The 17,725-nt window shown below is 51.9% G+C and carries 12 protein-coding genes; 1 reads left to right on the top strand and 11 read right to left on the bottom strand.

Annotated features, from left to right (window positions below):
* Window positions 1–43: 43 nt before the first annotated feature.
* Window positions 44–1,405: a lytic polysaccharide monooxygenase gene (locus HMPREF9412_RS10180; RefSeq protein ID WP_009591351.1), complete on the top strand. Its 1,362-nt coding sequence runs from the start codon at window positions 44–46 to the stop codon at window positions 1,403–1,405.
* A 153-nt stretch (window positions 1,406–1,558) separates the two neighbouring features.
* Here the strand turns inward: HMPREF9412_RS10180 and HMPREF9412_RS10185 are convergent, their stop codons facing one another.
* The 11 genes from HMPREF9412_RS10185 to HMPREF9412_RS10235 all read right to left on the bottom strand — a co-directional run.
* Complete coding sequence (locus HMPREF9412_RS10185) at window positions 1,559–1,990, bottom strand: MarR family transcriptional regulator (protein ID WP_036671860.1); 432 nt, start codon at window positions 1,988–1,990, stop codon at window positions 1,559–1,561.
* Between the two features lie 410 nt (window positions 1,991–2,400).
* A complete protein-coding gene (gyrA, locus tag HMPREF9412_RS10190) occupies window positions 2,401–4,860 on the bottom strand; it encodes a DNA gyrase subunit A (RefSeq protein ID WP_009591403.1) in 2,460 nt (819 codons plus the stop codon).
* Between the two features lie 11 nt (window positions 4,861–4,871).
* Window positions 4,872–6,851: a DNA topoisomerase IV subunit B gene (parE, locus tag HMPREF9412_RS10195; RefSeq protein WP_009591364.1), complete on the bottom strand. Its 1,980-nt coding sequence runs from the start codon at window positions 6,849–6,851 to the stop codon at window positions 4,872–4,874.
* A gap of 114 nt (window positions 6,852–6,965) precedes the next feature.
* Window positions 6,966–7,955 carry an ABC transporter permease gene (locus tag HMPREF9412_RS10200; protein WP_009591382.1) on the bottom strand — a complete coding sequence of 330 codons (990 nt, stop codon included), beginning with the start codon at window positions 7,953–7,955 and terminating at the stop codon, window positions 6,966–6,968.
* Complete coding sequence (locus HMPREF9412_RS10205) at window positions 7,948–8,916, bottom strand: ABC transporter ATP-binding protein (protein WP_036671850.1); 969 nt, start codon at window positions 8,914–8,916, stop codon at window positions 7,948–7,950. Before HMPREF9412_RS10205 ends, HMPREF9412_RS10200 begins: the two co-directional genes overlap by 8 nt.
* Before the next feature lie 35 nt (window positions 8,917–8,951).
* Window positions 8,952–9,800, bottom strand: a complete 849-nt coding sequence (locus tag HMPREF9412_RS10210) for a GDSL-type esterase/lipase family protein (protein WP_009591346.1) — start codon at window positions 9,798–9,800, stop codon at window positions 8,952–8,954.
* A gap of 146 nt (window positions 9,801–9,946) precedes the next feature.
* Window positions 9,947–10,678, bottom strand: coding sequence for a CAP domain-containing protein (locus tag HMPREF9412_RS10215; protein ID WP_009591387.1), 732 nt, complete (start codon window positions 10,676–10,678; stop codon window positions 9,947–9,949).
* Window positions 10,679–11,023: 345 nt separating this feature from the next.
* Window positions 11,024–11,485 (bottom strand): GNAT family N-acetyltransferase, encoded by a 462-nt coding sequence (locus tag HMPREF9412_RS10220; RefSeq protein ID WP_009591358.1) that lies wholly within the window; start codon window positions 11,483–11,485, stop codon window positions 11,024–11,026.
* A 141-nt stretch (window positions 11,486–11,626) separates the two neighbouring features.
* On the bottom strand, window positions 11,627–13,492 hold the full coding sequence (locus HMPREF9412_RS10225) for an ABC transporter ATP-binding protein (protein ID WP_009591381.1): 1,866 nt from the start codon (window positions 13,490–13,492) through the stop codon (window positions 11,627–11,629).
* Window positions 13,489–15,267, bottom strand: a complete 1,779-nt coding sequence (locus HMPREF9412_RS10230; protein WP_009591365.1) for an ABC transporter ATP-binding protein — start codon at window positions 15,265–15,267, stop codon at window positions 13,489–13,491. Before HMPREF9412_RS10230 ends, HMPREF9412_RS10225 begins: the two co-directional genes overlap by 4 nt.
* A 543-nt stretch (window positions 15,268–15,810) precedes the next feature.
* A partial coding sequence (locus tag HMPREF9412_RS10235; RefSeq protein WP_009591355.1) for a dynamin family protein occupies window positions 15,811–17,725 on the bottom strand: 1,915 nt, incomplete at its 5' end.

The raw sequence follows: 17,725 nt of genomic DNA on the forward strand, positions 1-17,725 counted from the left end.
AGTCCGCTGAATTTCAAATTAAATATTCAAGGAGGTATTTGTTATGGATCAGGTTCAGTGTCAAACAAATCACCGCTTGCATTTGAAACCGCTGTGGATTTTTTTAGGAAGCACACTGTTGTTTTTCACCATTATGATCATTACGGCAAGCAGCGTTTCCGCTCATGGTTATATCGAATCACCGGCCAGTCGTGGTTATAAGTGCAAGCTCGGCGAGAACGTCAACTGCGGCAGAATCATTTATGAACCGCATTCCCTGGAAGGGAAAGGAAACTTTCCGATCGGCGGACCGGCGGATGGCCAGATCACCGGTGCCGGTATCTTTACCGAACTGTATGAACAGACGCCAACCCGCTGGAGCAAAGTGAACATGAACGGCGGGCCGAACACGTTTAAGTGGGTGCTGACCGCAGCCCATGCTACATCCGATTGGAAATATTATATTACGAAAAAAGGCTGGGATTCCAGCAAACCCCTCGCACGCGCAGATCTCGAATTGTTCTGCTCCTTCAATGACGGCGGCAAACAACCGCCGAACACCGTAACCCATACTTGTAACGTACCTACCGACCGCACCGGGTACTATCTCATCCTCGCCGTATGGGAAATCGCCGATACGGGCAATGCCTTCTATAACGTGATCGACGTGAACCTGAATAACGGCAGCGGCAATCAGGACACGCAGGCACCGACCGTGCCGGCGAATCTGAGAATCACAGGTGTTACAAGCAGCAGCATTTCGCTTGCCTGGAACGCCTCTACGGATAACGTAGGAGTCACAGGCTATGAAATCTATCGAGGCTCCAATCTAGTGGCAACGGTATCCGGATCCACCCTGAGCCACACCGTTACCGGCCTGCAAGCAGGCACCTCCTATACCTTTACTGTAAAAGCCCGTGACGGAGCAGGCAACGTATCACAGGCGAGCAGCCCGCTAACCGCCAGCACATCAAATCCCGTTCCGGACACCCAAGCTCCGACGGCTCCTGCCAATTTACGATCTGCGGGATCGACGTCCACAAGCGTATCTTTAGCCTGGAACGGTTCCACGGATAACGTCGGAGTAAGCGGCTATGAGGTATATCGGGGCACCACACTGGTTACGACGGTGTCCGGCAGCACGCTATCCTATACAGTTAGCGGATTATCGCCAAACACGACCTATAGCTTTACCGTAAAAGCACGCGATGCGGCAGGCAACGTATCCCCAGCCAGCAATGAGCTGCAAGTCACCACGGCGGACGGCTCTGTACCGGAAACTCCGGCCTGGGCTCCGAATACTTCATACCAGCAGGGAGCTTTGGTCACGTATGGAGGCAAAACCTATGAGTGCCGCCAAACCCATACGTCCCTGCCTGGATGGGAACCCGCTAACGTGCCGGCTTTATGGCTGCTTAAGTCTTAACTTCATCAAAATATGCCAAGATTCATTTTTGATCACGTGACTAGAAAGCAATATTAGCAAAACAATGAAACCGCCCCCAAAGTCGGAGCTGCCACAGGCAGCCAGACATGGGGGCTTCTGTTCGTTCCATGCAGGATGCTGGATCAAAAATGCCTACGCCTCGACCAGAACCTCCTGCGGAGCCGTGCTGATCTTTCCTAACAAATAGACAAGCAGCTGTTGATTATGCGAGGATATGCGGTTCAGAATCCGGGAAAGGTACTCCTCCCTAACCTGTAATCCGCGCGTATATTCCTCGCGTCCTTTATAGGATATCGTCACCCAGACGATCCGTCTGTCATTTGCGTCCCGTTCCCGTTTGATCAATTCGTTCTTCTCCATCCGGTCCAATAGCATCGTTACGGCAGCCGGACTTGTAGCCAGGTAAGGAATGAAATCGGAAGGTTTCATCCGCTTCTGCTCAGCGAGCACTTCCAGCACCATGAGTTGCGACTCCGTCAATGTCGGGGCCAATCCGGCTTCCATATGGAGTTTATAATCCTTGGCCAGCTTGGACCACACCTTGGCGAATTCGGCAGTATGCATGTTTATCCCGTCCCTTCCGTTATGTCTGTCATGATCAAACATCGAAATACCATCTGAGTTTGCCGCACTGTACTCCGATGAATGAACTTCGGTTTGAGCCAGCGTCATGATTTTCATAATAGTTTATAGGATTAACTTTTCGCTGGACGCCAGCCAATATCCTTCTTTTTTCGTTAAAAAATATAATTTCCAATCAAGCGACAAAACCCGTCATGCCTTGTGTGACGGCGTTTCTCAACATTCACCTTACTTCGACAGCGCCAGACATATGTCAAATAGTATAAATTTAAACTTGCGTCATCCAACGCTAAATACAACAAAAGCACCCCGACAACCGTTCATCGAAGGTGCTTTCGTCCATTCATCTCAATTTAATCTGTATCCGAACTAAGGGAAAGGCTCGCTCTTGCCTAACCTTCTTTGCCTGACTCTGCATGAGGGAGACTGACCAAATCGACAATCTGCCCGTTCTTGCCGACATCGGCCAGTAGTTTACCAATCGATTTACGCTCCGCAATCGGAACTTTCTCCGTGTGAATCGGGAAAGCTTGCCCGTCTTCGCTATAAGCGTTAATCTGCAGCGGCTCGCGACAATAGAAAGCGCCGACAATGGCGCTGCCGTTAGGCTTCACCCGCTTGCCTTCCTTGAACTCAAACGTGGCCATGCCTTTTCCGCCGCGGCTTTGGGCCGGATAATCCAACAGCAAGCTTCGTTTGCCGTATCCAAGATCCGTGATGGTCAAAATCTCGCCTTCATCGTTCTCCACCCATAATGCCGCAACGACCTCGTCCCCGTCTCGAAGCTGGATTCCCCGAACCCCGCCGGAAACGCGTCCCATGGCATTGACTTCCTGTTCATTGAAGCGGATGCTCATCCCTTCTTTCGAGATCAGCACGATATCTTTATTGCTGTCACTCATAACGACCTGGATGATGCTGTCTTCCGCAGCTACCTTCGCAGCCGCAACCGCGCCAGACCGTTTGGTTACGTACTCCTTGAGATCTGTCCGCTTCACTTGCCCTTTGCGGCTCACGAAGACAAGCGATTTGCCCGCTTCGTCAAAGTTCGAAACCGGGATGACCGATACGATATGGTCCTCTTTCGGTACCTGGATCACGTTCACGATGGCTGTACCGGCATCTTTCCACTTGTATTCCGGAACTTGATGCACCGGCAATAAGAAGTATTGCCCGCGGCTCGTGAAGATCAGCAGATTCTCCAGGGTATTGACTTCAAACAACCGCGTGATGTAATCCCCTTCCTTGACGCCCGAGCTTTCCAGCTCACCGCCGCTGCGAGTGAAGGATAACATGCTGGTACGCTTGATATAGCCTTCATTCGACAAGGTTACGAGCACATCCTCGGCGTTAACAAGCACTTCAAGATTCACCTTGATCTCTTCCACTTCTTCCTGGATAACCGAACGCCGGTCGATGCCGTACTTCTCCCGAATTTCGATCAGCTCTTTGCGAATGACGCCAATCAGCTTCTTATCGCTGTCGAGAATCGCACGCAAGCCCTCGATTTTCTTTGTCAGCTCGTCCAGCTCTTTTTGCAGGGAATGAATTTCAAGGTTGGTAAGACGGTATAATTGCAGCGTCAGAATCGAGTCGGCTTGTCTCTCCGTGAAACCGAACATCCATTGCAGATTGTTCTGGGCATCCTGGCGATTCTTGGAGGCCTTAATAGCCGCTATCACTTCGTCCAGTATGTTGAGCGCCTTGACGAGGCCTTCCAATACATGAGCCCGATCCTCGGCTTTCTCCAGCTCGAACTGCGTCCGGTGTGTAACGACTTCACGCTGATGGTGGATATAGGCCGACAGCATCGCTTTAAGCCCCAGCTGCTGAGGGGTTTTGTTCACGATGGCAACCATATTGAAATTGTACGTAATCTGCAGGTCGGTTTTCTTGAACAAATAAGCCAGAATCCCGTTCGCGTCGGCATCCTTCTTCAGCTCCACGACGATGCGCAGCCCTTCCCGTCCGCTCTCGTCCCGAACCTCGGCGATGCCTTCGACTTTTTTCTCAAGACGAATATTTTCCATCGCCGTAACGAGTCTGGACTTAACAACCTGATAAGGAATTTCCGTGATGACGATCTGCTGTTTACCACCACGAAGCGATTCAATGTCCGTCTTGGATCGCAGATAGACCCGGCCTTTGCCTGTCCGATAGGCATCCAAAATGCCTTCGCCGCCCATGATGATACCGCCGGTCGGGAAGTCCGGGCCTTTTATGAACGTCATGATCTCGTCCAGCTCGATCTCCGGCTTCTGCATGACGGCAATGCACGCATCGATTACTTCCCGCAGATTGTGAGGCGGGATTTCGGTCGCGAAGCCCGCGGAAATCCCGCTAGCTCCGTTCACAAGCAGATTCGGGTACCGCGAAGGCAGCACAACCGGCTCCTTCGCCGTGTTATCAAAATTGTCCTTGAACAGCACGGTACGCTTCTCGATATCGCGCAGCAGCTCCATAGCAATCGGTGACAGCCTGGCCTCGGTATAACGCATAGCTGCTGCCGGATCATCGTCCTGGGAACCCCAGTTTCCGTGACCGTCCACAAGCACATGTCCCATTTTCCATGGCTGGGCCATCCGAACCATGCCTTCATAAATCGAGGAGTCCCCGTGCGGATGGTAATTACCCATGACATCCCCGACGGTTTTCGCCGATTTGCGGTATGGTTTATCCGGTGTGTTACCCGAATCGTACATGGCGTACAGAATCCGACGCTGAACGGGCTTCAGGCCGTCACGAACGTCCGGGATCGCCCGGTCCTGAATTATATACTTGGAATACCGGCCAAATCGGTCACCTACAACCTCTTCCAGAAATGCCGGCAAAAATTGCTCCGATAAACTCATTCATTCACCTTCTATTCCTCAAACTCCGCGAAGTTGACATTTTCAACGATCCACCGCTTGCGGGGATCTACCTTATCTCCCATCAGCGTAGACACGCGCCGCTCCGCTTTGGCGGCATCTTCGATTTGAACCTGCAGCAAGGTCCGTGTTTCCGGGTTCATCGTCGTTTCCCATAACTGCTCCGGGTTCATCTCGCCCAGTCCCTTGTAGCGCTGCAGCTCAAAATTTTTGAATTCCTTCAAATAATTAGCCAGCTGTTCATCCGTCCAGGCATACCGCACGGTTTCCAGCTTGCCGGATTTACTGGCGATTTTATACAGCGGAGGCTGCGCAAGATAGACGCGGCCTTCATCAATCAATGGCTTCATGTATCTGTAGAAGAACGTGAGCAGCAGCACCTGAATGTGGGCTCCATCCGTATCCGCATCGGTCATGATGATGATTTTCGAATAATTGCTGTCCCCGGCGGTAAACTCCGTGCCGATCCCCGCGCCGATCGCGGATACGATCGCACGGTATTCATCATTCTTCAGGATGTCGGCCAGCTTGGATTTTTCCGGGTTCATCGGCTTCCCTTTAAGCGGCAGGATCGCCTGGATCTTAGAATCCCGCCCCTGCTTTGCCGAGCCGCCAGCGGAGTCCCCTTCGACAATGAACAATTCGGTTCGGGAGAAATCCTTGGACTGAGCCGGCGTCAGCTTGCCGCCGAGATTGGAACTCTCGCTGCGCTTCTTGCCGCTGCGCATCTCATCCCTTGCCTTCCGGGCCGCTTCGCGCGCTTTGGAGGCCTGAATGGCCTTCTTCAGCAGCGTTTGGGCAACCTGCGGATTTTCCTCTAGGAAAATTTGCATCTTCTCGGTAACGATGCTGTCCACCGCGCTCCGCGCAGAGGCGCTTCCCAGCTGGTCCTTCGTCTGGCCCACGAATTCGACCTCAGCCATCTTGACGCTGATCACGGTCATCATGCCTTCCCGGAGGTCATTCCCCTCCAGATTCTTGTCCTTTTCCTTCAGAAGATTGTTCTTCCTTGCATAATCGTTCATGACGCGCGTATACGCCGTCTTGAAGCCCGTCTCATGCGTACCGCCCCCGCGCGTCGGGATGGAGTTAACGAACGAGGCCAGCGTTTCGGTATATCCTGCATTATATTGAAGGGCGATTTCGACTTCGATGTCATCCTTCTCGGCATAAAAATGGATCACATCGTGCAGCACGTCCTTGCCTTCATTCAAGAACTGCACGAACTGGCTTGCGCCGCCTTCATAAAAAAATTCTTCCCCATTCCCGCTCCGCTCGTCTTTCAAAACGATCCGGAGTCCTGAATTCAGGAAGGCAATCTCCTGTAAGCGCTCTGCAAGCGTGTCGTAGTTCAGATGCGTTCCCGAGGTAAATACGCGCGCGTCCGGTTTAAACGTGATTTTCGTCCCTGTTTTGTTCGTATTGCCCAGAACCTCAAGGCCGGTTACCGGTTCTCCGACATGCTCTTTTCCTTTTTTGTCCTGCCAGTATTCGAAGCGTTGGCGATGAATTTTACCTTCGCGGTAAATCTCCACTTCCAGCCACTCGGACAACGCATTGGTTACGGATGCGCCAACGCCGTGAAGGCCGCCGGACTTCTTGTATCCGGAACCGCCGAATTTGCCGCCGGCATGCAAAATCGTGAAGACCACCTGCGGCGTGGGAATGCCGGTCTTGTGCATCCCGGTCGGAATGCCGCGTCCGTTATCGTATACCGTCGCGGATCCGTCTTTATGCAAAGTAATTTCAATTCTCGAGCAGTACTTGGCCAAATGCTCGTCTACGGCGTTGTCCACAATTTCCCATACCAGATGATGCAGACCCGACGAGCTTGTGCTCCCTATGTACATGCCTGGCCGTTTGCGTACCGCAACAAGGCCTTCGAGCACTTGAATGTCGTCAGCATCGTATCCTGAACGGTTAGTACCGCCGTTCTTTGATGACTCTGCAAACATATCGATCTGTTCGACCATTCATGCTCCTCCTTCAATTTCACGTATCTCGTGTTTTCTATTTCTACATTCCAATATTTTAGAAGAACGCGGTTCTCTAAAAAATGCAAACAAATGTTTCATGCTTTGTCCATTTTAATTCAAGATATCCCTTCTCGTAAAGACACTGAATGCAACAATAACCGCACAAATCGCCCAAATGGCTAATACGGCAAGGGAAAAATTCAAGGTCATGCCCTCGATCGGCGGCAAATTGCCCGCTAAATAACTGGTCAAATTCAGGTTTACCATGAACAAATATTTGGCGCTGCTCCATGCCGACGCCATATTCGTCAGAATATTTCCGGCGATCAATGCCGCCATCATAATGACGATGCTGGCCGCCGTGCTTCGAACCAGGACGGATACCATAAAAGCCAGCATACCGACGCATACGCCGACAAACCAGACCAAACCGCCCTGCATCAGCAAATACTTCCACTGGGGCACCGCATGAACGCCGGACATATCCACGTCGGATCCGACAATTTGGAAACCCGTGAATACCGGGATGTCAAACCCCTTGTAGCCGAAAGCGAGACCCGAGATCAGGTAAGCGATGACAAAGGTGGAAACGACAATGAGCGACGTGAACATGATCAAGGCAACCAGTTTGCTCAGCAGCACTTTCCAACGCTTTACCGGCCTTGTCAGGAGCATCTTAATGGTGCCGGTCGTCCGCTCTCCGGAAACGATATCCGAAGCAATGGCCATGATGAGCAGCGGGATAAACAAGGATATTGCATTGTTCAGAAATTCCCGAGTGAACGTTACCCCGTTTGGTTGATTAGGATTCACATCATGCTGCAAATAATACTGCATCTGCTGAATAAAGATTTGCCGATATCGTTTCCATTCATCCGGCACCCTGCCGCTGCTAAGCGAATTCTCATTATCCGTGATCCGCTGCTGAAGCTCAAGCCGCCAGTCGCTGTTAAACTTCTCCCGGCTCCGTTCTGCGGACTTCATTTGGGCGTATGTAAACATGGGCACTAGGACGAGGAGAACCAGAAGAACCACATAAAACCGCTTACGCTTGATAATTTTGATGCATTCGTTCTTGATCAGGGGCAACAGATTACTCAATGCTCTCACCCTCCGTCATCTGCAGGAACAGCTGCTCCAGCGTAGGATTGATCCGATGAACCTCCCGGACCTGCACGCCAGCGCCAACCAGCCTTTCCACAGCCCTTGATGTATGTGCTGCATGCATACGGGTCACAACGGCATCCGGTGACATGCCTGCCAGTACATTATCGTCAAGCACATCCTCCGGGCGGTCCACGATCTCGCAATAATCCAGCTTCTGCAGAATTCGTTTGCCCTGCACGGCGGGATTCAGATCCCAGATGACATGATCGCTGCTGCCGGCAATCAATTCATCGACCTCGCCGACCGCAAGCACCCTTCCGCTGCTGATGATGGCTACCCGATCACATAACAGCTGGATTTCGCTCAGCAGATGGCTGGAAACAAATACGGCCAAGCCCTCCTCGGCCAACTGATGGATGAACTGCCGCATTTCTTTGATTCCCTTCGGGTCAAGACCGTTCGTCGGCTCGTCCAGAATGAGCAGCCTCGGCCTGCCGAGCAAGGCCTGGGCGATCCCCAAACGCTGCCGCATGCCAAGTGAATAAGTGCTTACCTTGTCATGGATTCTTCGATCAAGCCTGACCGTATCCACAACTTCCTGTATCCGCTGATCGTCAATGCCGGGCTGCATTCTCGCAAAATGCTCGAGATTTTCCCAGCCGGTCAAATACGAATACATCTCCGGATTCTCCACGATGGATCCAATATAGCGCAGCGCCTGCTCCTGCTGGCGGTTCACATCGTAACCGCAGACCTCGATCCTGCCGGATGACGGCTTGATCAAATCCACAAGCATTCGGATCGTGGTTGTTTTTCCTGCCCCGTTCGGCCCCAGGAACCCGAATATTTCGCCCGCGCGCACATCGAACGACACATCTTGTATAATCCATTTTCGACCGATTTTCTTTTTTACATGCTGGACGGATAGTACGATTTCCTGCGCTTGTTCATTCATCGATTTCCATCTCCCCACCTGACATCCTCTTCATGCTACAGCATACCTTCTACAATTCGATCCGCGATGGCCTGATATCCTGCCCCGTTCGGATGGAAATGGTCCGTGGACAGATACTCGCTGAGCTTATGCTGAAACAGATCGAATGTCGGGACAAGCGTCATATTGGGATCGCGGTTTACGAGCTCCATGACCGCATGATTCCATGCTGAGACCACGACATTGCCGGGTATCAGCAATTCTTCCAAATCGGAAAAGGGATGATACAAGCCGATATAAACAATTCGGGCATCCGGATTAATGTCCCGAATCTTCTCAAGAATCGTCTGCAAGCGTTCGGAGGCCTGCGGCAATGCGCCCATCAGCATGGCTGGATCGAGCTCCAGCTCGCCGGCATCCGCCGCCCCCTCCATCAGCCCGCTTCCTTGAAAGATATCATTGCCTCCGATAGACAGCATAATGACGTTGGCTTCCTTCAAGGCATACTGTATTCCCTTGTCGTCCAGCTTAGGGAGAAGTCCCTCGGTGGTCATTCCGTTTATCGCCAGATTGGCCAGCAGGCTGGCCGTTCGTCCATCGCCGTTCAATTGTTCGACGCTTCGGCGGACAAAACCGCCCCCGCTACTGTCCCCCGTTCCCTTGGCAAGCGAGTCTCCGATCGCCGTCACTTTCAGATCATTGGGCAGAACCGCTTCCGGAGCCCGTTCCGGCTTCGGCGGCGCAGTCTCTTGGCCTGGAGCGGCGGATTCGCCGCCGGTGAGCAAAGGCTGCCCTTGAGGATCATTAATATCCTTAAACGCATACACGAAACCGAATATAAGCACAATCGTTACGATAATCGACACGGAGGCCGTGATACGCCATATCCATGCAGATGACTTCATGACATTCCCCCTACAAAAAATCCTCATGTACATTACCTTAAGACTTCTATAAAAAATTTGCAAATCAAAACACGCAAAGAAGACTGCCCCGGACGCAGTTTTCTGCGCGCCCGGGGCAGCCCTATCGTGTGAAACAAGATCCGTGCTTATTGGCTGATGAATTCTTGAACCCAGTATCCGTTGTAATATCCCACACCGATCATGGTGAAATTAGGAGACAGGATATTTTCGCGGTGACCTTGGCTGTTCATCCAGGAGTTCATGACTTCCTGCGGCGTGCGCTGTCCTTTAGCGATATTCTCGCCGGCATAGCCGTAAGAAATGCCGTAAGCCTTCATCATGTCGAATGGAGAGCCGTGCGTTGGCGAAGTGTGGCTGAAATAATTGTTATTGCTCATGTCCTTCGCTTTGTCCAGTGCTACCGTTGTCAGCTTGGCATGCACCGTGAGCGGCTTCAGGCCAGCTTTCGAACGCTCTGTGTTCACCAAGTTGACAACTTCGGAAGCAAAATTCGATTGCTCCGTTGTGCCCGCAGATTTGGAAGGCTGGGACGGAGTCGTAGATGGCTTGCTTGCTTCTGGCTTGCTTGCTTCTGGTTTGCTTGCTTCTGGTTTGCTGGTCTCAGGCTTGCTTGTTTGAGGTGTCTCAGCCGGCTTATTCGCCTGAGGCTTTTCCGTTTGCGGTTGTTGGACGACCACCCATTTAAACTGCGACTCCAAGCCTTGGCTCTCCAGGAATTTCTGGATCTTTTGTTGCCAGTTTACATAATTATTGCTATCAGCAGGTGCAGCCGAAGCCGTTGTCGGCAGCATGATGCCGACCGCCAATACAGCCGCGATGCTGCCGCCTGCGATCTTCTTTATCCAATGGTTGTTCATGAATACTCATCTCCTATGCTCATAGTTGTAGAGTTTGCTTGACCGCCGTTCTAAGATGTTGAACTTGAAGGGTGTGGGACGGTCAGGCATTGGTTACATTTTTGTAATCAGCTACGAACACATTGTAACACATTTGATACCTTCGGCAATCCTACAATTGTTGGAAAGGAGTCCTGTGAATTCCTAATTTATGCTCAGGGCCCCAGAAACCAATACCGGTCCTGAACGAATGACTTCCTTGTATCTTTGATAAGCGGGTAAAATCTTCTAAACTTCCATATAATCTAGGTCAAAACAAGAAAAAACCCACCCCGAAAACGGGGTGGGTTAATGAAAAGGCCCAGGCTACAGCTTTTTGCTGAACTGGTAACCAGCCTTTTCAAATCCAATATGTTCATAAAATGCATGTGCGGGAGCAAGTTCTTCCCGGTTGCCGCTTGTGAGAAACAAGAGGTGGCTACCATGCTGTCTTCCCCATGTCTCTGCACCGCGAATCAGTCGTTTGCCAATTCCTTGGCCGCGGTAGCTTGAGGTTACAATAACCGAAGTAATTTGAGTGACCGGTTCGGTCATAGTGAAGGATTTGACTTGACGAAGCATGATCATGCCGACGACGTCTCCATCAACCTCGGCAACCAGGTTGCCGTATAACGGGTTGTCGTTCATGGACTCCATCCGTTCACGCATGACGTTGAGCGTGGTCGGATAATTCAGTTCTCGCATCAAGGATGTGACAGCTTCCAAATCATTCTTCTCAAAGTTTCGAATCAGCAGTGCAGGCGCAGAAATTACGCTTTCGATGCTCATTATACCCTCATGCTTCCCTTCTTCTATGAATTCTGAGTAAACTCTACTTCTATTTTGTAAGTTTATGAAGAAGATTGCAAGTATCAAGCGACATTTTTTTTACATTTGTGTCCGTTTTGTTAAACCTTTGTTAAGCCGTTTTTACAAAAATCGGTATTGTGCTTCGATCAGCCCATGATATGTCCCCTGCTTCTGCATAAGCTGGTCGTGATTTCCTTCTTCGATGATCTTCCCGTGATCCAGCACGACGATATGATCGGCATGACGGATCGTTGACAAACGGTGCGCCACGATGAAGGAGGTACGTCCCTGAAGCAGCACTTTAAGGGCACTCTGGATTTTTAATTCCGTCTCGGTATCGATACTTGCCGTTGCTTCATCCAGAATCAAAATGCGCGGATCCGCAAGGAGCGCCCTCGCAAAGGATAGCAGCTGCCGCTGCCCCATGGACAGCATGTTACCGCGTTCCTCGACCTCGGTATCGTAGCCGCCCGGCATCTGGACTATAAACTCATGGGCGCCCACAGCCTTGGCCACGTCTTCAATCTCCTCATTGGTCGCATCCAGGCGGCCAAAGCGGATATTATCCCGAATCGTACCCGAGAATATGAAGGTATCCTGCAGAACGATGCCGATCTGATTTCGCAGGCTTTCCACCGTCACCGATTGGATATCATATCCGTCGATGGTTAATTTGCCGTCCGTAATATCATAAAAACGGCTGAGCAGATTAATGATGGTACTCTTGCCTGATCCGGTATGCCCCACCAGCGCAATCGACTGGCCAGCCTTCACGTCCAGATTGATGCCTTTGAGAGCCTGGCGTCCTTTTTCGTATTCAAACACCACATTCTCCAGCTTGATGTCTCCTTTAATGGTCGGCAATTTCTTCGCGCCAGGCTGATCATCAATGCTCGGCTTCTCGTCTATGAATTCAAATATACGTTCGGACGATGCCATCGCGACTAGCAATTGGTTATACATTTGGCCAAGCCGGTTGATCGGCTCCCAGAAGTTCCCGACATATTGGGTAAAGGCAATCAACAGACCGATCGTGAGCTCGCCTTGCTGAATCAATACGGCACCAAGCCAGAACAAGATCAGGGAACCGAACCCCCCGGTAATCTCGATAAGAGGCCCAAACCCTTGGTTCATGGCCGACGCCCTATCCCATGACTTTTTGCTGTCCAGGTTCATGTTATCGAAGAATTTCATGTTCTCTTCTTCCTGCGTGTAGGCCTGCGTAACCCGGATCCCCTGAATGGATTCGTTCAAGTGGGAGTTAATCCGCGAATTCCGGATCCTTACTTCCTGCCATGCGCGCCGGATGCGCACACGGAGTTTCGTAGAGATAAAGAACATGATCGGTACCGTCACGATCACGGCCAGACCAAGCTTCCAGTTAATCAACAGCAGGATGACTACGATACCGACCAGCTGCACGCAGTCGATGATCAGATTGACAACCCCGTTGGTAAACAAATCCTGCAGGGAGTTGACATCGTTCGTAACGCGAACCAGCACGGATCCCGCCGGACGCTTGTCAAAGAAATTAAAGGATAGGCGCTGTATATGCTGGAACAAATCGGCGCGCAGGTCATAGATAACTCGCTGACCGATGATATTCGTAAACTTGATCCGGAATATCCCGGCTACCCATTGAATGATATACATCGCCAGAACGGCGATCGTAATCTGATACAGCAGGGTCAGGCTCGGATTTCCTTCCTTCGGGTCAATGGCCTGGTCAATAGCCAAGCTCGTCAGGAACGGAATGGCAAGCTTCGTAATCGTGCCGATAATCATCATGAGGCCGATCAACGGGAGGATCTGTTTGGCATATGGTTTCATATACGAGATCAGACGCGTCAGCTGCGTCCAGTTAAACGGCTTCTCGATCGCATCGTCGTCCTTGTATACAAAACGTTCATTGGTTTCTTCCGAAGGCTTCCGCGGCCTCGGAATCTTTTGCTTCTGATGCGGTTCAGTATTTACATTGGCGTTCATGCTTGCACCTGCCCTGGCGTACCTCCTGCTTGAGCTTGCTTCGCAATCAGGTCCGCATATTGTATTTTGTACACATCCTGGTAAGGTCCCGGCACCGCAATCAAATCGTTATGCTTGCCGCGCTGCACGACTCTACCTTCATCCAGAACGAGAATTTCATCCGCATGACGCAAGGAAGAAATACGGTGAGCGATAATAAAGGTCGTTCTGCCGTTCATGACTTCCTGGAAACCGGATTGGATTTCATGCTCTGTTTCCATGTCCACTGCGCTGGTGGCATCATCCAGGATCAGGATTTTCGGGTCCTTCAGAAGGGCACGGGCAATCGCGATCCGCTGCTTCTGTCCGCCGGAAAGACCCATCCCCCGTTCACCGACAATGGTATCGTAGCCATCCTTCATTTCCATAATGAAGTCATGAGCCTTGGCCAGCTTGGCTACCCGAATGATTTCATCCATGCTAACGTCCTTCATCCCGTAAGAAATATTGTTGCGGATGCTGGACGAGAACAGGAAGGTCTCTTGGAAGACCGTTGCAATCTGGCTGCGCAGACTCCGTACCTTAATATCGTTGATGTTCACGCCGTCTAATTTGATGCTGCCCTGATTCACGTTATAGGCATGCATCAAGAGCTGGATAATGGTTGACTTCCCCGAACCTGTTCCCCCCAGCAAACCGATCACGGAGCCGGGACGAGCATCCAGATTGATATCTTTGACAGCAGCCATCTTGTTGCCGTAAGCAAAGGTGACATTGTCGAACACGACATGACCCTTCACCTGGCTTGGCACCAAATCTACCGCACGCTCACGGTCTTCGACATCAATGGGCTGATTCAACAGCTCCAGCACCCGTTCACCCGAAGCCTTCGACTGCGTATAGTTGTTAATGTGGAACCCGATCCCCCAAAGAGGTCCGATTATGTACCAAATTAAAGTGAAGAATGCTGCCAGTTCCCCTACCGTCATCGAACCTTGAATAACCATGGCGCCCCCGACGGCAAGCAAAATGACGACGCTGACATTCGCAAAGAGCTCCATCATCGGGAAATAACGGGCCCACAGGGAAGAGGCGAATATCTGATTGGTTTTGTAACGCTCATTCCGTTCGGAGAATTTCTCCACTTCGTGAGGCTCGCGAGCAAAGGATTTAACGGTACGAACACCCGTAATATTCTCCTGCACCGCGGTAGTCAGCGAGCTGAGCGCCAGGCGCATCTCCTGGAACGCCGGATGGATCTTGGACTCGAATTTCAGAGCTGCGAACACCAGAAATGGCATCGCTACCAAAGTAACCAGCGTCAATTTCCAGCTGATGGTGAACATCATGATGGAACCGAAAGTCACCATCAGTACGAGGTTGAGGAGTTGGGCAAAACCGAAGCCGATAAACATCCGGATTGCTTCCAAATCCCCCGTCAGCCGCGACATCAAATCCCCTGTCCGAGCCGTGTCGTAATAGCGGAACGATAGAAATTGCAACTTTTCATAGCAGGCGTTTCGCAACGAGTAAGCCAGGTAATTCCCCAGCCTCCCTCCAAAGAATCCATGCAAAAACTGCATGAAAGCTTTAAGGATGACCACGCCCAGCGCGGTGAGTGCCAGCTGTGGTACGATGCCGTAATTCTCCAGCTTGATTGCATCGTCAATCAGCACTTTTAACAGCTGCGGATAGACAAGACCTAAAGCGGTTGCAATCGCCAGACACAGAATGGAAAGAAAAAGATAACTTCGTTTCTCCCAAAAGAAGCCCTGCAGTTGCCTGAGAACATTCATGTTTATCCTCCTTTGGATTTTTTACGTTCAGGTTATGTAGCATTTATGAAGTTTATCATCGACCCGAACCCGCGGCAAAGAGAGAAAACCGTCATAAATGAGCCAAAAGGACCTAAAGGGGGCAAATAGTATAACTTATCATTGTTTCATGATGAAATCATCGGGAATTCTCATCATTACTAGGGGATATAATCACATTGTCAGTCCCTTCAACCGTTAGGCTTTATCCGCTATTTTCGACTTTTTTGAACATGCTTGAAAAAGGGTAATATCCTAAGCTGGTTTCATCCTATTCACGTTCGCTGCAGCGGATAAAAATATGCCATATCGTCCTGTGCCGCTTTCATCAGAAGAGCGGTCCATCGATAATAATAGGACGAAAGACGCCCCGCCACGGATGGCATATGGGACGTCTTTCGATGGTTCAACATGTGATTGGCGTTCATTCATCCGGTAAAAAGGGAACGGGCCTTACCGGAAGTCTGCACTCATGCTGCTATTCTATTGCAACTCTTGCTTCATGCTGACGGGAATGTTCCGTCTTTACTGCGCTGACTTCATCATGGTTTCCAAATCATCCGCCAGTTGACGCCACATCAACGGAGACTGGCCGTCCTGCAGCGAACCCAGTATGGCAGCCATGGATTCCTTCAGCTGTTCCTCCAAAGCGGATACATGATGCTGCAGTGAACGTTCGCTCATTCGAACATAGTGGTCCGTCAGCTGCTCTTCCCGCAGGCCGACCACACCCGCCACGGCTTCCTTCACTTTCGGCTCAGCCGCTTCGCGCAGCTTGGAACTTCCGCCGCCCTCAAAGAAATGTTTGGGATTCTTAAAGGTCGACCAGAAGGTTAACCATTCCCCTTGGATTTGCAGCTCCGTTTCTTCCAGCTCCGGCGGTGCCCAGTCCGGATCCCGGCGTATGGCCAGTGACAGACCCTCGGCCATGCCGTTGATATCGGCTGCGGCCTTAAATGCCGCAGCTTCGGTTAATTTGCGGCCGGCCGTCTCCAAACGAAGCGTGGTGGCCCATAATTCCTGATCCAGCTCTACGGACATCGTCCGCATCAAATCACGCCCGCAAGCCGCAAATGCCGATTTCAAATGGCCTGCATCCTCCCGAAGCACGGAAGGATTAAACGACTCCTGAAAAAAGCGGTTCATGGCATAATCCAGCCGCTGCCGCACGTGAAACAGCAGCTCGCTGCTTTCTTGACCGATGTCGCGGGCCATTTCCTGCTCCGCCAAAGCGTTTAGGCGGGCCATGGCTTGGTTTTGCACCACTTCCAGCTCCCCGATTTTCCGCTTGCGCGTGGTCTCATCCTGAGCGGCCATTTCAGCCCACCCCCGGATACGGTCCCTTACAGAAGCGATCTCATCATAACCGGCACGCTGGGACAGCCTTGGCAGCTCTTCCACCGCAAATCGGCCCAGCGCTTTTTCGAAAACAGGGAATCCCGATGCCTGCAATTTCTCCTCGTCCCCTTGCCGCTTACTGTCCAGCGCAGCCAGACTGGAGACGGGGAAGATATGCGGGCTGCCTACGCCGCTGGCTGTAAGATTGGTGCGCACATGCTTCACCACCTCATTCAGCTCGTCTTCGGACTGAGCTAGATCAGCCGCATTGACGATAAAGAACATTTTATCCAGGGCAAAGCTGTCTTTGACCCTGCCCAGCTGGGACAGGAATTGCCGGTCCGCTTTGGAGAAGGCATGGTTGTAATACGTTACGTAAACAATGGCATCCGCATTCTTAATATAGTTGAAGGTGACGCCGGTGTGCCGGGCATGCAGGGAATCCGCTCCCGGCGTATCCACCAGCACGATCCCTTGCTCCGTCATCGGACAGCTGTAATACAGATCGATCCCGTCGACAAAACAGGATTTGGTTTCGTCCGCCACGTATCCCCGATATTCGGCCAGTTCTACCGTTTCCGTCGCGCCCAGCCTGGGCTCCATCTCATCCCAACCGGAAGCGGCAGCCTTCAGGAACCCGTAATGCGGCAGTCCCGCCGGGTGAATTCCGGCCGGATTCAAACCGTCAGCCACGCTCCGCCAATTGGCCGGATTCGGTTCTTGGAGACCCAGCACGCCGAAGGAATACTTCAAATCGTCCCACCACATATCGCGGCTCTTCATACGCACATCTGCGGTACCATGAGATCTTCCTTCGGCCGGTGCCAATATGCGGTTCACCGCCGCCGTTGTCGGATGCGGCGATACCGGCAGGACCGACTCGCCCAGCAGCGCATTGGCGAAGGAGGACTTTCCGGCGCTGAACGCTCCGAACAGCGCCAGAGTGAACGAGCCGCCCGCAAGCGCATCCGCGCGGGCGGTCAGATCCCGCGCGGCCGATGCCAGCGCGGGGTGCGGCGCCAGCAGGGCCGCCGCTGCGCGCAGCTCGGCTGCCGCGGCCTCAAGCCGCTGGCGCCGCTGCGGTGCCGCCGCCTGCGCAGCG

It is taken from the genome of Paenibacillus sp. HGF5, assembly GCF_000204455.1.
In the GTDB taxonomy this organism is placed as follows: domain Bacteria; phylum Bacillota; class Bacilli; order Paenibacillales; family Paenibacillaceae; genus Paenibacillus_AQ; species Paenibacillus_AQ lautus_A.

Excerpts from the sequence above, each read along its gene's own strand:
- HMPREF9412_RS10180 (WP_009591351.1), top strand. The coding sequence starts at position 44 with ATGGATCAGGTTCAGTGTCAAACAAATCACCGCTTGCATTTGAAACCG.
- HMPREF9412_RS10185 (WP_036671860.1), bottom strand. The coding sequence starts at position 1,990 with ATGCATACTGCCGAATTCGCCAAGGTGTGGTCCAAGCTGGCCAAGGAT.
- gyrA (WP_009591403.1), bottom strand. The coding sequence starts at position 4,860 with ATGAGTTTATCGGAGCAATTTTTGCCGGCATTTCTGGAAGAGGTTGTA.
- parE (WP_009591364.1), bottom strand. The coding sequence starts at position 6,851 with ATGGTCGAACAGATCGATATGTTTGCAGAGTCATCAAAGAACGGCGGT.
- HMPREF9412_RS10205 (WP_036671850.1), bottom strand. The coding sequence starts at position 8,916 with ATGAATGAACAAGCGCAGGAAATCGTACTATCCGTCCAGCATGTAAAA.
- HMPREF9412_RS10210 (WP_009591346.1), bottom strand. The coding sequence starts at position 9,800 with ATGAAGTCATCTGCATGGATATGGCGTATCACGGCCTCCGTGTCGATT.
- HMPREF9412_RS10215 (WP_009591387.1), bottom strand. The coding sequence starts at position 10,678 with ATGAACAACCATTGGATAAAGAAGATCGCAGGCGGCAGCATCGCGGCT.
- HMPREF9412_RS10220 (WP_009591358.1), bottom strand. The coding sequence starts at position 11,485 with ATGAGCATCGAAAGCGTAATTTCTGCGCCTGCACTGCTGATTCGAAAC.
- HMPREF9412_RS10225 (WP_009591381.1), bottom strand. The coding sequence starts at position 13,492 with ATGAACGCCAATGTAAATACTGAACCGCATCAGAAGCAAAAGATTCCG.
- HMPREF9412_RS10230 (WP_009591365.1), bottom strand. The coding sequence starts at position 15,267 with ATGAATGTTCTCAGGCAACTGCAGGGCTTCTTTTGGGAGAAACGAAGT.